This is a genomic window from Arthrobacter sp. 01L42, from assembly GCF_056400005.1.
This window is the reverse complement of record NZ_JBFTSL010000011.1, coordinates 165575-184590: the sequence shown is the minus strand read 5'-3', so window position 1 is coordinate 184590 and position 19016 is coordinate 165575. Positions and strand designations below refer to the sequence as shown.

The following is a 19016-nucleotide window of genomic DNA, read 5'->3' as shown; positions in this document are numbered from 1 at the left end:
GAAATCATCAGCCACCCGCGCCCGCCCAAAGGAACCGTCTACATCGGCCTCAACGGCACGGGCAGGCAACCGTCCACGAAGTCCTGAGACATGAACCGTCCACGATCAGTTGAGACATGAAGTGTCAACGATGAGGTGAGACAGCACAAAGTCTGGGAACGGCCATATCTGATAGCGCAACGGGTCAGTTGGCCTCTGGGGCTGCGGCGGGCACCGGGGCCGGCCGGGTGATCAGCCAGGCAATCCAGATGCCGAGGATGTACAGCGGGGCGCCCATGATGAGCCTGGTGGTGGCGAGGGCGGCGAGGCCCTGCTCGCCCATGAAGTAGAGCGGAACCTGCACCACGAGCCGCAGGACCAGCACGGCAACGATCACCCAGGTGCCGATGCTGTACGCCCTGATCCGTTTCGGGTCCTTGCGCCATTCCAGGCCCTCGTTGCGGATGAAGCCGAAGAGCAGGCCGGCGATCGGCCAGCGCACGGCCACAGAGATCGACATTGCCAGGATGTAGCCGACGTTGGTGAAGAACCCCAGGACGTAAAAATTCTCTGCTTTGCCGGTCGAGGTGGCCAGCCAGGCGGAGAGGCCGACGCCGATGAAGCCGGCCAGAGCCTGCGTCAGTGGTTTGCGCTGAACCAGCCGCGCCACGGTGAAGACGGCGGCCACCGCCAGGGAGGCCGTGACGGCCATCGTTAGGTTTTCCCGGTCGATGGTGAAGGCAATCAGGAAGACCAGGCCCGGGAGGATGCTCTCGGCGATGCCCTGGATGCCGCCGGCGCTTTTCAGCACGTCGATGTTGCCGTTGCTCGACCGGTGCAGGCCGGCCTTGGCCGCGTAGTCCCCGGCAAGCTGGGCGACGGTGGGCGCGGCGGTTGTGGGCTGGGCCGTTGTGGGCTCGGAGGTCACGGGGGCGGAAATGTCCCGGCCGCCGTCCGCGGATTCCGCCGGTTCGTGCCGGTCGGTGTCTTGTTGAGGCCGCTCCGGGCGGTCCCGCTCGGGGTGTTCGGGCAAGGTCATTGCTCCTCCTGGCGGGAGAGTATTTCGTAGCGTGGGTTGAAGATCGTGGGCAGCCCGTCGCGGATGGTGACCATGCCCTCGAGCCGGAGCTCCGTTCCGGCGTCGACGCCAGGGATCCGGCGCCGGCCCAGCCATACAACGCGCAGCCGCTCCTTGGGACCGGCCGGCCGCTGGCGCTGAGCGCCGGGGCGCACCCGGTGGGTGGACACGCCGCTGGCCGGCAGGGTGCTGGCCGGCAGGCTGCTGGCCGTCCCGGCACCGGAGCCGGCTTTGACACCAAATCCCGGGAAACGGCTGACGGGCGCAGGCACGTCGTGATCGATCAGGATCGCAATGAAGGAAGCCACCTGGTTGGCGGGCACGTACGTGACGGACTCGATGAAGCCGTGGCACAGCACCCGCCCGCGGTCCGGCAAGTCCCGGACGGACATGGCGGCGGTGGATTTTTTGCCGGCGGCATCAGCCAATCTGGGTTATCTCCGGTCCGCGTTCGGGCTGTTCGAATTCGGGGGCCGCCTGCGGCGACGGTGCAGCGGCGGTGTCCTTGGGCAGGCGCAGCTGCAGCAGGTCACGCGGCGGCATGGGGTTCTCGCCGCGGACCACGACGATCTTCCGGAAGAGCCCCTCCAGTCCGGCCGCCGCGTCGCGGTCAAGGGCTGCCTCGCCGCCGAAGACTCCGCGGAGGAACCAGCGCGGGCCATCAACGCCGATGAAGCGGGCCACGCGGTAGCCCTGGCTGCCGTCCGCGCCGCCGGCGGGAAGCTTCGCCACGAGTTCGGTGCCGAAGCTGCCCTCGACCTCCTCGACCTGGCCGCCCTGGCTGCCGACCGACTGCCCGATCTGCTCACGGATTTCATCCCACAGGCCCTCGGAACGGGGGGCGGCGAAGGCCTGCAGCTGAAGGCTCGAGCCCTCCAGGTCCATGGTGACGGCGACGACGCGCTGGCTCGCCTCTTCAACCTCCAAGCGGAGCTGGAGTCCCTCGCGGGGCGCGATCAGCAGCGCACCGAGGTCCACGTACCCGTCCTGGTCTTCGATTTCCGCGACGTCGAAGGGGCCGGTCGCGGCCCGGCCGGCGGTTTCGGCAACGTTCCCGGCCGGTGTCGCGGCGGCGTCACCAGCAGCTTCCGTGGCCACAGCGTTCTGGTCCGTATCGGCCCCGGTCGGCTGCTCCTGTTTGGCTTTCCTGCCGCGCCCAAAAACCATGGGGTGTCTCCTTCAGTTGTGATCCTGTACCGCCGCCCGGCGCCGTCCTGGCGCCTGTCCGCGTGGCCGCCCGCTACCCCGCGGCCGGCTCCTTATTTCGTGCATCATTGCCTGCATGTGCTGCAGTGCCTGCGGCACTGCAGAAACGCAGTTGGCTCCCGTGGCGTTGCCGGGGCCTGCGCTCAGGCCGGTCCGCCGAAACCGCCGGTGGAACCGAAGCCTCCCCCGCCGCGGACGGAGCCGTCGAGCTCCTCGACCGGGAGGAACCTGGCGTACTCCACGCGCTGAATGACCATTTGTGCAATTCTATCGCCGCGGCGGAGCTCGATCGCCTCGTCCCGGTCCGTATTGAGCAGTGTCACCGCGATTTCACCGCGGTAGCCGGCGTCCACGGTCCCCGGGGCGTTCACCACCGTGAGTCCGTGCTTGGTGGCGAGGCCGGACCGGGGGTGGATCAGCGCAACGAATCCATCCGGGAGCGCAATCGAGACGCCCGTCGGGACGAGGCGGCGCTCCCCCGGCGCGAGGACGACGTCCTCGCGGGCGCGGAGGTCAGCGCCCGCGTCGCCCGGGTGCGCGTACGACGGCGGCTCGAGCCCGTCGTCGAGCATTTTCAGCTGTACCGTCAAGGTGGGCGTTCCGTAGGCTGCGTCGCTGGCCGTCGGTGTGGCACTGGCGACGGCGGTGTTTTCTTCAGTCACAGTCCCTCACTCTAACGCCCGCAAGGAACATCGTCCTAGCCGCCGCTGGCCTGCCCGGGCACGCCGCCCGCGGGACTGGTGCGCGGTGGATGCGGGTTGATCCGGGTTGTTCCGGGTTGATCCAGGGCTGGAGCCGGGCGGGGCCGAGGTGAAATAGCCCGGGAAAGATGAAAAGCTGTGCTTATGCCCGAATCCAGCGCAGCCGCGCCTGCCCCGAAGAGCGCCCCGCGCGACTCCACTGCCCTTTACTCCGAGAAGCTTTGGCCGAACTTCTGGATCTGGCTGGTCGCGGCGGGGTTCTCCAGCGCCGGGATCCTCATGCTGGCGCCCATCAGCATCTGGGCCGGTATCACCGCAGCGATCGTGCTCTTCGTCATCATCTCCGTGCTGCTGGTCCTGTCCACGCCGTCAATCACGGTCACGAGGACCACCCTGAAGGTGGGCAGGGCCACGATTGAACGCGGATTCCTGGGCAAGGCCACGGCGTTCCGGGGCAAAGAAGCGACGGCGGAGCGGGGCACCCGGCTCAATGGGCTGGCGTTCCTGTGTATCCGCGGCTGGGTGGATCCGGTGGTCCGGATCGAGATCGAGGACCCCTCGGACCGCACGCCGTACTGGCTGGCGTCCAGCCGCCACCCGGAGCAACTGATCGCCGCGCTCAACGCTTAGTTCCCACCGCCCCCTGCACGGCTCTCCCCAACTCCCAGAGGGCACCTCACGTCGCCTCCTCCCCGGTCCCGAAATGCGGGCCCGGGATCGGGGGTCCTGGTCAGGGCTGCCGCGTGCCTAGCCCTCGCAATCCTTGCAGTACTTAAGGCCGTCCTTTTCGCGGGCAATCTGCGAACGGTGGCGGACGAGGAAGCAGGAGGCACACGTGAATTCGTCAGCCTGGGCGGGCAGGACCCGGACCAGCAGTTCCTCCCCGGACAGGTCTGCGCCGGGAAGTTCGTAGCCTTCGGCGAGGTCGGACTCATCTTCATCCACCACGGCGGAAGGCTTCTCCGTACGCCGCGCCTTCAGAGCCTCAATCGAATCCTCGCTGAGGTCTTCTTCGGTCTTACGCGGCGCATCGTAATCAGTCGCCATTATTTGTTGCTCACACTCCGCATTCGTTCGATTGATTCGCCGTTCCTGGGTGGCCCGCCGGGATGGTAACCCTGGGCTCCGGGAACGGTTCACCGTTGTAACGCCGGACATGCGGTTTTTGTGCCCGGTGTCGGGTCATTTTTACTTAAGCGCCTCCCGAATGCCAGAGCCCACCGGTCTCCTCGCCTCGATCTCTCCCGCAGACCGGCAAAAACCGGCGGAAAGTCGCGGAAAATCACGGCGCGCCTGCCGTCCTAACCCGAAATGCGTCCGGCTGGTGGCAGAGTTTCGATTGTTAGTAATGCCAGGGTGGAGGATTTGTATGCAGGATCTACGGCTTGTAGGCGTCCACGACGACGGAGAGCATCTCCTGTTGAGTGGCACCGGCGGCGAGATGTTCCAGCTGCCGATCGATGAAGCACTTCGGGTGGCAGCCAGCCGGGCGTCGGCGAAGACCGCGTCCAGCGCGGCCGCACCCCCTATTGCCATGTCACCGCGCGACATCCAGACCAGGATTCGCAACGGGGCCACCGCCGCCGAAGTGGCGGAACTGTCCGGAATTCCGTTGGAGAAGGTCCAGCGCTACGAGGGCCCGGTCCTGGCCGAACGCGAGTACATCGCGCAGCAGGCCCGCAAGGTGGAGGTCGCCTCCCCCGCCCCGGGCCACGACGCCTACCGGTCGGTGTTTGGTGAAAACCCGGCGTCCCTCAGCGACATGGTCGAGCACCGGCTCAGGGCCTACGGCGTCGAGCCCTCAACACTGGAGTGGGATTCCTGGCGACGTCCCGACGGCAGCTGGAACGTGGTGGCCCGCTTCGAGCCCAAGCCCGGCGGCGCGGCCGGAATCGGCGAGGAGCCGCCGGCCCTGTGGACCTTCCACCCCGCCCGGAAGACCCTGCAAAACGCCAACCGCTGGGCCCAGCAGCTGAGCGAACTTGAGCCGCTCGAAGGCCCCGTGCCGACCCGGCGCCTTACGGCCGTCTCCGACCGGCCCTTCGACTTTGAAACCGATGCCGAGGCCGCCGCCCGCACAGCGACCGGCCAGCACAGCATTATTCACCAGATGCTGCTCCAGCAGGACAGGATCCACCAGGAACAAGACGCCGACGGGCTGCTGGACATGCTGCGTTCCCGCCGCGGCCAGCGAATCGGCGTGGACGAGGACGCGGACGACGCCCTTGCCACGCTCCTGACCACCGGCGTCCCCGCTGCCCACCCCCGTCCCTCGGAGGTCCCGGAAACACCCGGGCTTCCGGCATCTGTGGAACCGGATGCCATCCCCGAATCGGCTGCGGAGAACGATCCCGCCCCGGCCGAGACCGATCCAGCCCTCATCAACCCCGGTCTGCCGGACGTTCCTGCAGTGGAGGCGGCCGCCCCGTCGGAAACCGACCCCTTCACGCGACGGCGCGACGGCAGGCCCTCGATGCTCTCGCGGCTGAGCCTCGCACCGCGCCTCCCGGAGGAGGACGATGCCCTGAAACTGCACGACGGCGTCAGCACCGAGACCCGGGAAGTCACCATCGCGGCCTCGCAACTGCGCCCGGCCCCTAAGAGCGGCCCGACGGCGAGCCCGGGCCTGGATGAATTGATCGGCGGCGGAACGTCCCGGCGGCAGCACCGCGAGTCCCACGCCGCTGCCCGGAACGAAGCCGGAACGGACCAGCCCGAGCGCCAGCCGGCCAAGCCGAAGCGCTCCAGCGTTCCGAGCTGGGACGAAATCGTCTTCGGAACCCGCAACGACCAATAAGAGCCGGGCGCGCGTTTCCGGCAGGGATTTCAGTCCCGAATTTCAGGCAGGAAATTCAGGCAGGAATTTCCGTCCCGATTTTCAGTCCCGAATTTCAGGCTGGGAACGTCAGCCGCGGGGGGCTTTTTTACCGTCGGCCTGGAAATAGAGCAGCGGGACTTCCCGCTCGGCTTTCGTCAGGGAACCGTGCTGGCCCACGACCTCAAGGGCAGTGGGCCGGACCCTGCGGGTATCGTAAAGCGCCAGCGCGTCCCGGGCCGCGATCATGACGTCGCCGATCCGCAAGGCGGCCTCGGCCCTCACGTCGCCGAACAGGCCGCCCGCGATCGCTTCCTCACGGGTGAAGGCCCATATTCTGTCCCCGAAACGGGACCGCCAGTTGGCCAGCAGGCGGCCGCGGGCGGCGTCGTCCGTCCTATCCTCTAGGTAGAGGTGGACCATGCGCGGCTCTCCGGCGGTGTGCCGCACCCCGGCGAGCAGCGCCGGCTCCGCGGAGTAGTCGATCCGCTGCGATTCGGGCACGTCCACCATTCCGTGGTCCGCCGTCAGCAGCACCGTGGTGCCGGCCGGCAGGGTGGCGTTGAGCCGGCGCACCGTGGCATCAAGTTCTTCCAGCTGGTGCTCCCACTGGGCTGACTGGCAGCCGTGGCGGTGCCCGGCCTTGTCGAGCTCATTGACATAGAAGTACATCAGCGAGGGACCGGCGCCGGCCATGGCCTCGGCGGCCGCTTCGGTCCGGGCGTGCGACGTGGTTCCGGTGAGGAAGCGGCCTCCGCGGAGCGCGGCCTCGGTCATGGCCGAGGTGCTGAACTGCGGCAGGCTGACCGTCGTCACATCGACGTGTTCCGCGGCCCGTTCGAAAACGGTGGGGAACGGCTGCCACGTCCGCGGGTCCACGCCGGCGTCCCAGTTGCCCAGCATGTTCACTACCCGGTCCTGATCCGGATCCAGGACGTCATAGCCCACCATGCCGTGCTGGCCCGCCGACAGTCCGGTGCCGAAGCTGGCGAGGGATGCCGCGGTGGTGGACGGGAACGCCGAGTCCAGCGACACGGGCACCTGGCCCTGGCCGGCCTGCTGGACCGCACGCAGGAACGGGGTGTGGGCGCTCTTCTGCTTCAACAGGTTCCGGCCCAGCCCGTCGGCCAGCACCACACACACGCGTTTGGCAGCCGGAAGGTTCAGTTTGTTCTCAAACCCCGGGACTCCCAGGCTGGCGGCGGCGCTGGTGAGCACCTCGGCGATGGAACGATGTCCGAACGCCGGGGCGGGCGGGAGCGGGGACGGACCAGCACCGGCGGCCAGCGGAACGGCCGCGGCGGCGCCGGCGGCCAGGGAGGGAGCCAATACCGGGACTGTCAGCTGATCTTCGGCGGGCTCAGGCTGACGGAAATGGGCCATGTCAGCGCTGGTGGCCGCGGCTGAGGCGGTTTCCGAACACGCCCATCCGCGGTCGGGGCGGCAGCCCGGGCCCGTTGTGCGGGACCGGCGCCGCGGAGCCGGTGTTCACAGCGCGGAGGGCGCGGGCGAAGAGCTTGGCGTCTTGTACGGCCTGCAGGCCGTCCGCTTCGGCGCTGATGCGCAGGACGATGTCTTCCTGGGCAATGGTGCCGCTGTAGCCGTGATCGGCCTCGCACTGCGGGTCCCCGCAGCTGGCCGGACCCATGTCGAGGCGCTGGCCGCCGGACCATGCAATGGACAACGTCAGCTCGCGGACAGGGTCGGAAGGCTTGTAGTCCTGCGGCTGGGCGTAGACATAGCTCAAGACCACGGAGCGGATCTGGGTGACGGGAACGGACTCGGTGGACACCTGGGCGACGGTCTGCTCGCCGGCCTCGTCGAGCTGCTGGTCGTCGACATGGGTGATGACCAACATGTCGTCGGTCAACACCAGGACGGTGATGTGGCGGCGGACCTCGGCCCGGTCGAAGTGTGTCTCGAGATGTACGAGGTGGGCCACGCAATCGCGGCCATCCAGGGCATCGGCGACGACGTCGGCCACGAGCCGGGGGTAGAAACCGGCCTGCTGGAGGGCCCCTTCCAGGCTCTGGCCCTGCGCACTGTGGTCATGGAGGCCGTGGTGGTGCGCGGTCTGGCGTGCGGGGGCGGTCGCCAGGGGCTTGGGTGCTGGAGGCTGGGTGCTCATAGTCTCCATTTTCACAGATCAGCATGGGACTTGCTAACTGCCGGGCCCTGGAGGCGGGCTGCAGCCGGGGAGGTTAGACCCTAACTGCGCATCGCCCGGCGCGCACTGTCGGTCCGCTGGGCGGCGTTCGCGATCCTGACATCGGCGGCCAGGATCGAGGCACCATCGGGCCCGGCGAGGACGGGATTGAAATGCACCAGCGCGATCTCCGGGTGGTTGTCCTTCAGCCTGGTGAGGCGGGCGGCGAGGTCCTCGAGTGCCGCGACGTCGACGGCGGGCAGGCCCTGGTAGCCGAAAAGCTTCCGCGACGCCCGGGGCGCCCGGACGAAGTCGTGGACGTCGGAGCCGGAGAGCGGCGGCACGCGGTGGGCCCAGTCATCGAGCAGGTTCACGGCGTCTCCGGCCAGGCCGAAGGAGATCACCGGCCCCAGCAGCGGGTCTTCGATGGCCCGGAAAGTGCAGGCCTGCCCCACGGGTACCATGGTCTGCACTTCCAGGGACGGCGAGCCGTACCGCTCGAGCGACTTGCGCATCTCCAGCACGTTGCGCCGCAACGAATCGGCGTCCTGGATGTCCAGCCGCACACCTCCCAGGTCCAGCCGGTGCCGCAGTGCCGGGTCCGTGGCCTTCAAGGCCACAGGCCAGCCGAGCTGCCCGGCCGCGGCCACGGCCTCCTCCGCCGTCTCGAACCCGACGGACGGGACCAGCCGGATGCCGTAGTGGCCCAGCAGCCGGGCGGCCGTGTCCTGGTCCAGCCGGACGAGCTGCTCGCCGCCCACATCGCGCAGCAGCAGCTCCAGGTCCGCCCGGGCGGCCTCCGGGTGGCACCCATCGGGCTCCACGAACAGTCCCTGGTCCCGGTCCAGCCACTGGGCGTAGCGCACGACGGCGGCAAGGGCCGCGACCGCCGCACCCGGGTTGGAGTAGCACGGGACCGGCGGAGCGGGCGCGGGCTGGTGCGGCTGTTCAGGTTCGGCGCCGACCATTCCCTCCACATAGATGGAGGGATCAAGGATTCCGCTAAAGGCGGCAACCACCGGCTTGCCGGCCGCCGCGGAGCATTCGGCCAGCACTCCGGCGATCTTTTCGACGGTGAGACCGTGCGCCGGCAGCAGCGCGACCACCGCGGCGTACACCGTGTCCGCGGTCAGGGTTTCCTGCAGGCTCCGGCGCAGGGCCGGCAGCGCCCGGGACATGCCCGCGTCCAGGTCCACGTCTGTCACGATCCGTTCCACGCCGAGCCCCTGGCGGGCGGCACTGTCTGCTACCACCTTGCCAAGGGCGCGCGAGTTGCTGAAGACGGCGATTCCGGGGCCCCCGGGCAGCGGCTGGCTCGAGACGATCTGGGCGACGTCCATGAGCTCTTCGATGGTCTCGACCCGGATCACCCCGGCCTGCCGCATCATGGCATCCAGCGCTTCCGAGGGAGCCTGGGTGGTGCGGACGGAGTGCCCGGGCGGCAGATTCAGGCCCATGGCGTCGGACTTGGCCACAATCACCGGCTTGGTGCGGGCCAGTCGGCGGGCCAGCCGGGAGAACTTGCGCGGGTTGCCGATCGATTCCAGGTACAGGCCCACCGCCGTGGTGTCGGCATCGTCTTCCCAGTACTGCATCATGTCGTTGCCGGAGACGTCGGCCCGGTTGCCGGCCGAAAGGAAGGTCGAGATGCCAACCCGGCGCCGGCTGGAGGCCGCGTAGAGCGAGACGCCGATCGCGGCCGACTGGCTGAACAGCCCCAACCCGCCGCGACGGGCCAGGGCCGGTGCCATCGAGGCGTTGAGGGACACGGCCGGGTTGGTGTTGACGATGCCCAGGGACGCCGGGCCGATCACGCGCATGCCGTTTTCTCGAGCCTGCCGCACCAGTTCGCGCTGGCGCGCCAGGCCGCGTTCGCCGTCGTCCGCGTACCCCGCGGTGGCCACCACGATTCCCTTGACCCCGGCGGCCGCGCATTCCTGGACCACCTTGGGGACCTCGTCGTACGGGACCGCGATGATGGCGAGCGTAACCGGGCCGGGAACCTCGGAGAGCCGGGCGAAGGAAAGCATGCCGGCCAGTTCCAGGGCCTCCGGGTTGATCGCATAGACCGGGCCGCTGAAGCCGCCTTCGATCACGTGCTCGAGCAGCTGGTAGCCCACGGTGCCCCATTTGCGGCTGGCTCCGATCACGGCCACGGACGCCGGAGCGAGCAGTTCCTGGATGCTGCGGGCTTCGGCGCGGTGCTCGCGGGATTCCATCACGGCGCGGGATTTGTCGGTGGGGTCGATGTTGAACTCGAGGCTGACCACGCCGTCGTCGAAGTGCCGTTTGACGTCGTAGCCGGCGTCGGAGAAGACCATGAGCATCTTGCGGTTCTCCGGAAGCACCTCGGCGCTGAACTTGCGGATCCCGTTCTCGCGGGCCGCGGCGGCGAGGTGTTCGAGCAGGATCGAGCCGATGCCGCGGCCCTGGTGGGCGTCGGCGATGTTGAAGGCGACCTCGGCCTCGGCCGGGTCATCGAGCCGGTCGTAACGGCCGATGCCCAGGATTTCGCCGCCGATGGTGATCACCAGGGCCACCCGGTCCTTGTAGTCCACCTCGGTGAAGCGCTTGAGTTCCTTGCTGGAAAGCTTGGACTTGAAGGCGAAGAAGCGCATGTAGATGGACTTCTGGGACTGGCCCACGTGGAAGGCCTGGACCGCATCTGCATCGGAGGGGTGGATGGGGCGCACATGCGCCGTGCCGCCGTCGCGCAGGACAACATCGGCTTCCCAATATTCCGGATATACGCCGTCCGCCGGCTGATCCACCATAGGCTTAGCCTAGTCATAAACTTACGCAGTACCCGTTCAGCACCCCTCAGAAGGATCCACCAGCCTTATGGCACGCCGCCAAACCACGCCCCCGGCAGGGGAACCCAGCCACGATTCCGCAGGAAAATTCGTCGAGAACATCGTCGATATCGATGTCACGTCCGAGATGGAAGGCTCATTCCTCGAATACGCCTATTCGGTGATCTATTCGCGGGCCCTTCCCGACGCCCGCGACGGCCTGAAGCCCGTCCAGCGGCGGATCCTCTACATGATGTCCGACATGGGGCTGCGCCCGGACCGCGGCCACGTCAAGAGCGCCCGCGTGGTGGGCGAGGTCATGGGCAAGCTGCACCCGCACGGTGACGCCGCGATCTACGACGCCATGGTGCGGATGGCCCAGGACTTTTCCCTGCGGCTGCCGCTGATCGACGGACACGGTAACTTTGGCTCGCTCGACGACGGCCCGGCGGCCCCCCGCTACACGGAAGCCCGGCTGGCGGCCGCGGCCCTGACCCTCACCGACCACCTCGACGAGGACGTCGTCGATTTCGTTCCCAACTACGACAACCAGCTGACCCAGCCGGACGTGCTGCCGGCCGCGTTCCCCAACCTGCTGGTCAACGGCGCGACGGGCATCGCCGTCGGCATGGCCACCAATATGGCCCCGCACAACCTGGTGGAGGTCATCGCCGCGGCCCGGCACCTGATCGACAACCCGGACGCCACGCTCGAGGACATCATGAGGTTCGTCCCCGGCCCGGACCTGCCCACCGGTGGCCGGATTGTGGGCCTGGACGGCATCCGCGACGCCTATGCCACCGGCCGCGGATCCTTCAAGACCCGGGCAAAGGTGGACATCGAGCAGCTCTCGGCCCGCCGCACCGGCCTGGTGGTCACGGAACTGCCTTACATGGTGGGCCCCGAGAAGGTGATCGAGAAGATCAAGGATGCCGTCAACGCCAAGAAGCTCACCGGCATCAGCGACGTCGTGGACCTCACCGACCGCAAGCACGGCCTGCGCCTGGTCATTGAGCTCAAGAACGGCTTCAATCCCACTGCCGTGCTCCAGCAGCTCTACCGCTACACCCCGATGGAAGACTCCTTCGGCATCAACAATGTGACGCTCGTCGACGGCCAGCCGCAGACCCTCGGGCTGCTCCAGCTGCTCTCGGTCTACGTGGACCACCGGATCAATGTGGTCCGGCGCCGCACCGCCTTCCGGCTGGGCAAGAAGAAGGACCGCCTGCACCTGGTCGAGGGCCTCCTGGTCGCGATCGTGGACATTGACGAGGTCATCCAGATCATCCGGTCCTCCGACGAGGTGGCCGAGGCCCGTACCCGGCTGATGTCCATCTACGATCTCTCCGAGATCCAGGCCAACTTCATCCTGGAACTGCGGCTGCGGCAGCTGACCAAATATTCGCGGGTCGAGCTGGAGAAGGAGCAAGAGGAGCTCCGCCGGGAGATCGCGGAGCTTGAAGCGATCCTGGGCTCCCCCGCGCTGCTCCGTGCCCTGGTGTCCGACGAACTCGGCGAGATCGCGGAGAAGTACGGCACACCGCGCCGGACCGTCCTGCTGGAATCCGAGGCCGTCTCCCCCACCGTCGCCGCGGCACTGGGCGCAGCCGCCGGGGCCAAGGGCAAGGCCGCACCGCTGGCCCTTGAGATCGCGGACGATCCTTGCTGGGCCATCCTCACCGTGTCCGGGCAGATTGCCCGCACCGCCAACCAGGACAGCCTGGCCGAGGCCGGACCGCGAACCCGGCATGACGTCTTCTCCTCCGTGGTCAAAACCACCGCCCGCGGCGAGATCGCCGCCGTGACCTCGCAGGGCCGCATGCTGCGCCTGCAGGTCATGGACATGCCTGTGCTGCCGCCAACCTCGGGTACCCCCAACATGGCCGGCGGGGTAGCGGCCAAGGATTTCATCACTTTGCTCAAGGGGGAATCGCTGGTGGCTTTCGCGCCGCTGGACCAGGTTCTGGCAATCGGAACCGCCCAGGGCGTGGTCAAACGTGTGCAGCCGGACTATCCGCTGAACCGCGAAGACTGGGAAGCGATCGCGCTCAAGGACAAGGACACCGTGGTGGGCGTTGCCCCCGCCGGGTCCGACGACGACGACCTCGTCTTCATCACGCGCCAGGCCCAACTGCTGCGCTTCAGTGCCTCCGCCGTCCGCCCGCAGGGCCGGACCGCCGGCGGCATGGCCGGGATCAAGCTGGCCGCCGGGGACCGGGTGATGTTCTTCGGGACCGCCAGCCCCGCTGACGCCGCCGCCGTCGTCGTGACCATCGCGGGGACGGAAGGCGCGCTGCCGGGCACAGCCCCCGGGGCCGCGAAGGTCACCGCCCTGGCCGAGTACCCGGTCAAGGGCCGGGCGACTGCCGGGGTGCGGGCACACCGTTTCCTCAAGGGCGAGGACACGCTGCTGCTCGGCTGGGCTGGGCACGGTCCGGCCAAGGCGTCCTCCCTGGCAGGTGTGGCGCGCTCACTCCCCGGCGAGCATGGCCGCCGCGACGGCTCCGGCATTCCGCTGTCCCAGGCGATCGACGCCATTGGACCCAGCATGGCGTGGTCAGAGGACCCGGAAGCCGGCAACGACACGTAGGACCGCGGACGAACGAAACCCGGCCGGCGGCGCTGTCGCGCTCCGGCCGGGATTCGTGATCCGGCGTTGCCTCCGGCGATCTCAGTCCCGGAAGCCTTGCCCGCATCCTGTGGGCCGGCGCTAGGGCATGTGGTTGAGGCTCAGGATGTTGCCCTCCGTGTCCAGGAACCACGCGGCCGAGCTTCCGTCCGGAGTGGTGGCGATGCCGTCCTCCGTTTTTAGGCCCGGGAAGTCGTATTCCTCGAAGACGACTCCCTTGGCTCGGAGTTCCGCAACGGCACCCGGAAGGTCATCGACCACCCAGCCGATCTGCGTGTTCTTGGCCGTTCCGGCATTGGGCGTCTGGTACAGGAGGAACCCGGTACCGCCGCCGCACTTGTACTGCAGGTTGTCCTCGGCATCCGCGTTCTCGGGTTCGAGTCCGAGCTTATCGCGGTAAAAATCCCGTGCACGGGCGATGTCCGCTGCCGGTAGCACTGCGCCGACTTGCTTGTCCTTGAGCATGGCTATTCTCTTTCCAGGCCCGCCCCCCGGAAGGAATGATACTCCTCCACATCCCCCACGTACCTGAGAAACCGCGACGCCGATTTCCTTGGCCGGCGGGGCACGGCCGGGCATGCGCGCACTCGATATCCGTGAGTGCGTGTAGCTCGAGGCTCCCGGGGCGGGGAGGCCTTCGGACTCTACCGGGCAGCCGGGGTCGGCCAAAGAATCGGAATAGCAATGGTCTGAGGCGAAAGGGCACCGGTCTTGATGTGGGGCTACGGCATGAATATGGCCTGGATGTGGATGTGGGGCATACTGCTGCTCATCGGCATAGCGCTGCTGGTACTGGTCGCCGTGCGCATGTTTGCCGGAGGCGGCAGTCACAGCGGGATGCAGGGACCGCAGGGGCCCTACCCACGCAGGAGCCGGGCCCGGCAGATCCTCGATGAACGCTTTGCCCGGGGTGAACTGACGGCGGAGCAATACCGCGAGCAGCTAAAGGTTCTCGGCGAGGACCAATAGTGCTCCCAATGAGCCGCCGGACCGCGCTCCTGCTGGGCGGCGTCGGCACGGCAGCCATAGCCGCCGGCGGAGCCGGGCTCTGGTGGACGGTCAGTTCCCGGTTCGCGTCCGTCGCGGGCGGAGACTTCACCGAGCCGAAGCAGCTGCGCAGCAGCAACGGACAGTTGCAGGTCCGGCTCGAAGCGTCCGCTGGCTCAGTGCAGCTCGGCGGCCAGCAGGCCTCGGCGCTTGGCTACAACGGCGGAATCCCCGGCCCAACCCTGCGTTTGAGGGGTGGGGACGTGTTCGCCGTCGAGCTGGTCAACAGCATGGACGTCCCGACAAACCTGCACGTCCACGGACTCCACGTTTCACCCCGAGGCAACGGAGACAACGTTTTCAACGTCGTCGAGCCCGGCCACTCGTTCCGCTACGAGTACCGGCTCCCTGCGGACCACCCGCCCGGCGTGTACTGGTACCACCCCCACCATCACGGCATGGTCGCCGATCAGATTTTCGCCGGCCTGTTCGGTGCGATCATCGTCGAGGACGCACAGCCCGTGGACGTCAGCCGCGAGCGGGTGATGGTCGTCTCTGACATCACCCTGGACGGCTCCGGAACCGTCGCCGGCCCCTCGCCCATGGACCGAATGCTCGGCCGGGAAGGTGAACTTGTCCTGGTCAACGGCCAAAGCAACCCGAAACTTTCCGCCCGGCCGGGCGAGCGTGAGCGGTGGCGGATCGTGAACACCTGCGTGGCCCGCTACCTGCAGCTGCGCCTGGACGGGCAGCAGATGCAGCTCCTCGGCATGGATTCCGGCCGCTTCCCCGAACCCCGGAACGTGGACGAGGTGCTGCTGGCGCCGGGCAACCGTGCAGATGTCCTGGTCACAGCTGTCGAGGGTGACGCCACTCTCGCTGCCGTCTACTACAACCGTGGCAGCATGGCCGGCATGATGGGACCGGCAGGGCCAGCCCCCAACGGCGCCCAGGGCACAGGGGATCTCGTGCTGGCGACCCTCTCGGTCTCCGGCGCCCCGCCCGCTCCTCCTCCGGCGGTGCCGGCCCGGCCCGCAGCGGCAGACCTGAGGACCGCGGCCGTTGCCGCTCGCCGGCAGCTGACCTTCGCCGTCGGCGGTATGGGGATGGGGATGGGAATGACTTTCACCATCAACGGCCGTGAATTCAACGCAAGCCGGACGGACACCACCGTGGCCGCGCAGACGGTGGAGGAGTGGACCCTGATCAATCCCAGCCCGATGGACCATCCTTTCCACCTGCACGTCTGGCCGATGCAGATCATCGAAGAACAGAGCCAGGCGCAGGGCCAGCCCGTCTGGCGTGACGTCGTCAACATACCCGCCAACGGACAGGTGCGGGTCCGGATCCACTTCAAGGATTTCACCGGCCGCTCCGTGTACCACTGCCACATCCTGGACCACGAGGACCAAGGAATGATGGGCGTCATCGAAGTCCGCTAGCCCAGCGGGAGCAAGTATCCCGACGACGGCCCGGCCAATGCGCAGCCTGTAGCCTTAACCTGGCTACCGTCCAACACTGCCAACCGGAGGGAGAATGCCATGGCCGCAGCTTTCATGAGCCATGCCGCAACCGCCCTTCGCCGCGGATTCCTGCTAGTGGGCCTGCTGGCCGTCATGGCTGGATTCCTCGGGATGCACATCATGACCGGAATGCATGGCGCTCATGCCATGACCGCGATGACATCCTCCGCGGAAACCGCGGGGTCGTCTTCCCGGCCGGAGACCGGCCTCGCACCTCATCCGGCCGCCCATGCCCTGCAAGAGCGCACCATGGGCCGTGACTCCTTGGCTCCGCGCCCTGCGACCCCAGCCGGTCCCGACCTGACGGCCGACAGCCGGGCCGCTGCCCCAGCGGCTTCGTGCGTATGCCAATCGAACTGCGCCGACGCTGCGTCAATGCACTCGGCCTGTGTGCCCTCGGCGGCAATGACGTCCCTGGCCGCGCCCCCGCCTGGCACGGCACCGGCCTCAATGCACAACCCGGACACGCACAGCGACGCCGCCGTCAGGGCCTACTTCTATCGCCCCGCAAGTCCTTCGCCGGGCGATCTGTCCATCAGCCGGACGTAAGACGGGATCGCGCCGTGTCGTGCCCGGCGTCCCTACTTACCCGACACGCTCCATCCCGTTCTTCCAGCGGCGCGGGCGTGTCATCCGCAGGCGTGCCACAACGCCGATTGATGATTGAAGGACTTGACCCCATGAAGAAAACCCTGACCATCTCTGCCACAATTTCTGCCTTCGGCATTTCCGCCGCCATCGCCCTAGCCGGCTGCGCCGGCACCTCCGGAAGCACACCCACTAACACCATGCCGGGCATGGGCAGCCGCGGCATGGGCATGGCATCCAGCTCAGCCCCCGCAACCGCAGACCACAACACGGCAGACACCATGTTCACCCAAGGGATGATCCCGCACCACGCCCAGGCCGTGGAAATGAGCGACATGATGCTCAGGAAACAGGGCATGGACGCGCGGATCACCGCACTCGCCACCAAGATCAAGGCCGCACAGGCACCCGAAATCGCGCAGATGACGGGCTGGCTCAAGACCTGGAACGAACCCACCCAGATGGCGTCCGGCCATGGCATGGGCGACGGGATGATGGGCGACGACGACCTCAAGACGCTCGACGCCGCCCAGGGCAACGACGCGGCCAAGCTGTTCCTGGCCCAGATGATCGCCCACCACGAGGGCGCGGTGATGATGGCCAAGACTGAAAGCAGCCAAGGCAAGAACCCTGACGCCATCAGCCTCAGCAAGGCAATCGTGACCGCCCAGGAAGCTGAAATCCAGGAGATGAAGGACCTGCTGGCCAGCCTCTAGCAGCGTCCCGGCCCCGGTCCGTCTTCGGACCGGGGCCGTCAACTGGGCGGCCACGGCCGACGTCGTCAAAGCATCGGCCGACGGCGGTGCTGCTTTGGCCTCGTACCTGGGTGCCGCACCGGCTGCAGCGACGGGTCGGGATGCCCGGCGGAACAAATGCACCTACACTGCTGGAATGCCTATCATTCCGGATTCCAAGGACTGGACTTGGGTCCTGTCGCGGCCCTGCCCCGAGTGCGGTTTCGATGCCTCCGCCGCGACCCCGGCCACGGCGCCGGGGATCGTCATCAGCATGCTCCCGCGGTGGCGTGCAGCCCTCCGACGTCCGGACGCGACGGAACGGCCCAACGAGGCAGCGTGGTCCGTCCTCGAGTATGGCTGCCACGTCCGGGACGTCTTCACGCTTTTCGATCACCGCCTGTCCCTCATGTTGTCCGAGGACGATGCCCGGTTCGATGACTGGGACCAGGACAAGACGGCAATCGAGCAGGACTACGCCAACGCCGATCCAGCCCAGGTCGGCGTCGAGTTGACGGCCGAGGGCGAGCAGATTGCAGCGTCCTTTGCACGGGTAACGGAGGAGGATTGGGTCCGCTTGGGGACCCGGAGCAACGGCTCAGTGTTCACTGTCCTGACCTTCGCGCAGTATTTCCTGCACGACGTCGTCCACCATCTCCACGACGTGGACGGCTAACGCGAAGAACTGGCGCGCGGACGGCAGCCACGCGGACGGCCGGCGGGCAGGCGCAGGTCTGCGGTTCCCCGAGGCGGCCCCTACGGCGCTGCCGGCTGAAGCTCCTTGTCCCACGCCATGCTCCGGTTGACGGCCACATAGCCCATCTTGATGTAGAGCGCGAGGGCCCCGGTCGGGTTCTCCGAGTCGACATCCAGCGAGGCCACGTCCATGCCCGCGGCCGCGAAGCGGCGCATGGCATCGGCCAAAAGCACCTGCGCGATGCCCCGGCCACGGTACTCCCGCTGGACGCCGAGGAGCTCCGTGTAGCCTTCGCGGAAGCCGCGGGTCAGGGCGGCCCCGACGTCGTGGGTGGCCAACTGGTACCCGGCCACCGTGCCGGTAGAACGGTCCAGCACGACGCCGCTCAGGTCCGGCCGGGCCTGCGGATCATTCACCACAAAGCCCCAACCCTCCTGGTCGCGGGGCTCACTGCCCCAGTGGTCCCGGAATGCCGCGTTGTGCGCCAGCCGCACCGGTTCATGCAACTCCGGACCAAAAGTGACGAGCTCCAGTCCGGGGTCCAGGGAGGATTCAGGCACAGCCTGGTTCAGTTGCCGGTGCATCTCGTTGTAATAGCGGACAACGCCGTAGCCGGAGCCGGCGAACAAGGCGGCCTGGTGCTGGTGCTGCTGCTCGGTATGGAGCCGCAGTCTCGGCCGCGGGACGACCCCGGTCCCCCCGGCATCGCCGGCCGCCAAAGCTGTGCCGGCATCCCCAACTGTGCCGGCCGGCCGTGCGTCCTCGGCAAAGCGGTCCCTGGTCCGCTGTTCCATCCAGCCCAGCACCGAGGTGCCGATCCCGCTCCCCTGCCACTCAGGGTCAACGCAGCCGGAGCCGTTCGCCTTGTCACCGTCGCGGTTCTTGGTGATCCGGCCGTAAGCCCGGGCAACGCCCTCCGGATCGAAGCCGATGATGGTGTTTGCCGTTGCCGGGTTATTTTTCGACTCCAGGATCTGTTCCAGATCCGCCTGGCGTTCGAACCAGACGGGTTGCTCGACGGCGGCCGTGCGGGCAATCAGCCCGGCCCACGCGTCGAGGTAGCGGCGCTCCGCCGGCCGCCAGGACAGCCGGGGATCGAGCGCGGGCCGGGGGTGGAGCTCGCCGTTGCGGTTCATGGCAA

17 protein-coding genes are annotated in these 19016 nt (G+C 67.8%); 7 read left to right on the top strand and 10 right to left on the bottom strand.

Annotation, left to right across the window (positions count from 1 at the left end; all coding sequences use genetic code 11):
• Nucleotides 1-184: 184 nt before the first annotated feature.
• From AC1DN2_RS11935 to dut, 4 genes are all read right to left on the bottom strand, one after another.
• Nucleotides 185-1018 carry a DUF3159 domain-containing protein gene (locus AC1DN2_RS11935; RefSeq protein WP_476850471.1) on the bottom strand — a complete coding sequence of 278 codons (834 nt, stop codon included), beginning with the start codon at nt 1016-1018 and terminating at the stop codon, nt 185-187.
• Nucleotides 1015-1485 carry a hypothetical protein gene (locus AC1DN2_RS11930; RefSeq protein ID WP_476850470.1) on the bottom strand — a complete coding sequence of 157 codons (471 nt, stop codon included), beginning with the start codon at nt 1483-1485 and terminating at the stop codon, nt 1015-1017. Before AC1DN2_RS11930 ends, AC1DN2_RS11935 begins: the two co-directional genes overlap by 4 nt.
• Complete coding sequence (locus AC1DN2_RS11925) at nt 1478-2224, bottom strand: DUF3710 domain-containing protein (RefSeq protein WP_476850469.1); 747 nt, start codon at nt 2222-2224, stop codon at nt 1478-1480. The genes AC1DN2_RS11930 and AC1DN2_RS11925 overlap by 8 nt, the downstream gene beginning before the upstream one ends.
• Before the next feature lie 182 nt (nt 2225-2406).
• Nucleotides 2407-2925, bottom strand: coding sequence for a dUTP diphosphatase (gene dut / locus AC1DN2_RS11920; RefSeq protein ID WP_476850468.1), 519 nt, complete (start codon nt 2923-2925; stop codon nt 2407-2409).
• Nucleotides 2926-3108: 183 nt separating this feature from the next.
• Between dut and AC1DN2_RS11915 the strand changes: the two genes are divergently transcribed.
• Nucleotides 3109-3594: a DUF3093 domain-containing protein gene (locus tag AC1DN2_RS11915; protein ID WP_223917074.1), complete on the top strand. Its 486-nt coding sequence runs from the start codon at nt 3109-3111 to the stop codon at nt 3592-3594.
• A gap of 117 nt (nt 3595-3711) precedes the next feature.
• Here the strand turns inward: AC1DN2_RS11915 and AC1DN2_RS11910 are convergent, their stop codons facing one another.
• Nucleotides 3712-4011 carry a DUF4193 domain-containing protein gene (locus AC1DN2_RS11910; RefSeq protein WP_018772415.1) on the bottom strand — a complete coding sequence of 100 codons (300 nt, stop codon included), beginning with the start codon at nt 4009-4011 and terminating at the stop codon, nt 3712-3714.
• 322 nt (nt 4012-4333) lie between these two features.
• Here AC1DN2_RS11910 and sepH point away from each other — a divergent pair, with 322 nt between their 5' ends.
• The gene (sepH, locus tag AC1DN2_RS11905) at nt 4334-5761 is read left to right on the top strand and encodes a septation protein SepH (RefSeq protein ID WP_476850467.1); all 1428 of its coding nucleotides are present in this window, start codon (nt 4334-4336) and stop codon (nt 5759-5761) included.
• A gap of 108 nt (nt 5762-5869) precedes the next feature.
• On the opposite strand, the gene AC1DN2_RS11900 is transcribed toward sepH, so the two are convergent.
• The 3 genes from AC1DN2_RS11900 to AC1DN2_RS11890 form a co-directional block, all read right to left on the bottom strand.
• Entirely contained in the window at nt 5870-7096 is a 1227-nt protein-coding gene (locus AC1DN2_RS11900; RefSeq protein ID WP_476850477.1) for an alkaline phosphatase family protein, read from the bottom strand.
• Nucleotides 7097-7163: 67 nt separating this feature from the next.
• A complete protein-coding gene (locus tag AC1DN2_RS11895; protein ID WP_223917079.1) occupies nt 7164-7907 on the bottom strand; it encodes a DUF5998 family protein in 744 nt (247 codons plus the stop codon).
• A gap of 80 nt (nt 7908-7987) precedes the next feature.
• Complete coding sequence (locus AC1DN2_RS11890; RefSeq protein ID WP_476850466.1) at nt 7988-10699, bottom strand: bifunctional acetate--CoA ligase family protein/GNAT family N-acetyltransferase; 2712 nt, start codon at nt 10697-10699, stop codon at nt 7988-7990.
• A 67-nt stretch (nt 10700-10766) separates the two neighbouring features.
• Between AC1DN2_RS11890 and AC1DN2_RS11885 the strand changes: the two genes are divergently transcribed.
• A complete protein-coding gene (locus tag AC1DN2_RS11885) occupies nt 10767-13307 on the top strand; it encodes a DNA gyrase/topoisomerase IV subunit A (RefSeq protein ID WP_476850465.1) in 2541 nt (846 codons plus the stop codon).
• 120 nt (nt 13308-13427) lie between these two features.
• Here AC1DN2_RS11885 and AC1DN2_RS11880 read toward each other — a convergent pair whose 3' ends face one another.
• Nucleotides 13428-13811: a VOC family protein gene (locus AC1DN2_RS11880; protein ID WP_223917085.1), complete on the bottom strand. Its 384-nt coding sequence runs from the start codon at nt 13809-13811 to the stop codon at nt 13428-13430.
• A gap of 246 nt (nt 13812-14057) precedes the next feature.
• Here AC1DN2_RS11880 and AC1DN2_RS11875 point away from each other — a divergent pair, with 246 nt between their 5' ends.
• The 4 genes from AC1DN2_RS11875 (at nt 14058) to AC1DN2_RS11860 (ending at nt 17854) form a co-directional block, all read left to right on the top strand.
• The gene (locus AC1DN2_RS11875; RefSeq protein WP_476850464.1) at nt 14058-14315 is read left to right on the top strand and encodes an SHOCT domain-containing protein; all 258 of its coding nucleotides are present in this window, start codon (nt 14058-14060) and stop codon (nt 14313-14315) included.
• Between the two features lie 8 nt (nt 14316-14323).
• Nucleotides 14324-15775: a multicopper oxidase family protein gene (locus tag AC1DN2_RS11870; protein WP_476850463.1), complete on the top strand. Its 1452-nt coding sequence runs from the start codon at nt 14324-14326 to the stop codon at nt 15773-15775.
• Nucleotides 15776-16536: 761 nt separating this feature from the next.
• Entirely contained in the window at nt 16537-17160 is a 624-nt protein-coding gene (locus AC1DN2_RS11865; RefSeq protein ID WP_476850462.1) for a DUF305 domain-containing protein, read from the top strand.
• Nucleotides 17161-17335: 175 nt separating this feature from the next.
• The gene (locus tag AC1DN2_RS11860) at nt 17336-17854 is read left to right on the top strand and encodes a DinB family protein (protein ID WP_476850461.1); all 519 of its coding nucleotides are present in this window, start codon (nt 17336-17338) and stop codon (nt 17852-17854) included.
• Between the two features lie 80 nt (nt 17855-17934).
• Here the strand turns inward: AC1DN2_RS11860 and AC1DN2_RS11855 are convergent, their stop codons facing one another.
• Nucleotides 17935-19011 (bottom strand): GNAT family N-acetyltransferase, encoded by a 1077-nt coding sequence (locus AC1DN2_RS11855; protein WP_476850460.1) that lies wholly within the window; start codon nt 19009-19011, stop codon nt 17935-17937.
• Nucleotides 19012-19016 lie beyond the last annotated feature (5 nt).

Coding starts and splice junctions, on each gene's coding strand:
- AC1DN2_RS11880 (WP_223917085.1), bottom strand. CDS start 13,811: ATGCTCAAGGACAAGCAAGTCGGCGCAGTGCTACCGGCAGCGGACATC.
- AC1DN2_RS11860 (WP_476850461.1), top strand. CDS start 17,336: ATGCCTATCATTCCGGATTCCAAGGACTGGACTTGGGTCCTGTCGCGG.
- AC1DN2_RS11915 (WP_223917074.1), top strand. CDS start 3,109: ATGCCCGAATCCAGCGCAGCCGCGCCTGCCCCGAAGAGCGCCCCGCGC.
- sepH (WP_476850467.1), top strand. CDS start 4,334: ATGCAGGATCTACGGCTTGTAGGCGTCCACGACGACGGAGAGCATCTC.
- AC1DN2_RS11855 (WP_476850460.1), bottom strand. CDS start 19,011: ATGAACCGCAACGGCGAGCTCCACCCCCGGCCCGCGCTCGATCCCCGG.
- AC1DN2_RS11890 (WP_476850466.1), bottom strand. CDS start 10,699: ATGGTGGATCAGCCGGCGGACGGCGTATATCCGGAATATTGGGAAGCC.
- AC1DN2_RS11910 (WP_018772415.1), bottom strand. CDS start 4,011: ATGGCGACTGATTACGATGCGCCGCGTAAGACCGAAGAAGACCTCAGC.
- AC1DN2_RS11885 (WP_476850465.1), top strand. CDS start 10,767: ATGGCACGCCGCCAAACCACGCCCCCGGCAGGGGAACCCAGCCACGAT.
- AC1DN2_RS11870 (WP_476850463.1), top strand. CDS start 14,324: ATGAGCCGCCGGACCGCGCTCCTGCTGGGCGGCGTCGGCACGGCAGCC.
- AC1DN2_RS11935 (WP_476850471.1), bottom strand. CDS start 1,018: ATGACCTTGCCCGAACACCCCGAGCGGGACCGCCCGGAGCGGCCTCAA.
- AC1DN2_RS11865 (WP_476850462.1), top strand. CDS start 16,537: ATGAAGAAAACCCTGACCATCTCTGCCACAATTTCTGCCTTCGGCATT.
- AC1DN2_RS11925 (WP_476850469.1), bottom strand. CDS start 2,224: ATGGTTTTTGGGCGCGGCAGGAAAGCCAAACAGGAGCAGCCGACCGGG.
- AC1DN2_RS11895 (WP_223917079.1), bottom strand. CDS start 7,907: ATGAGCACCCAGCCTCCAGCACCCAAGCCCCTGGCGACCGCCCCCGCA.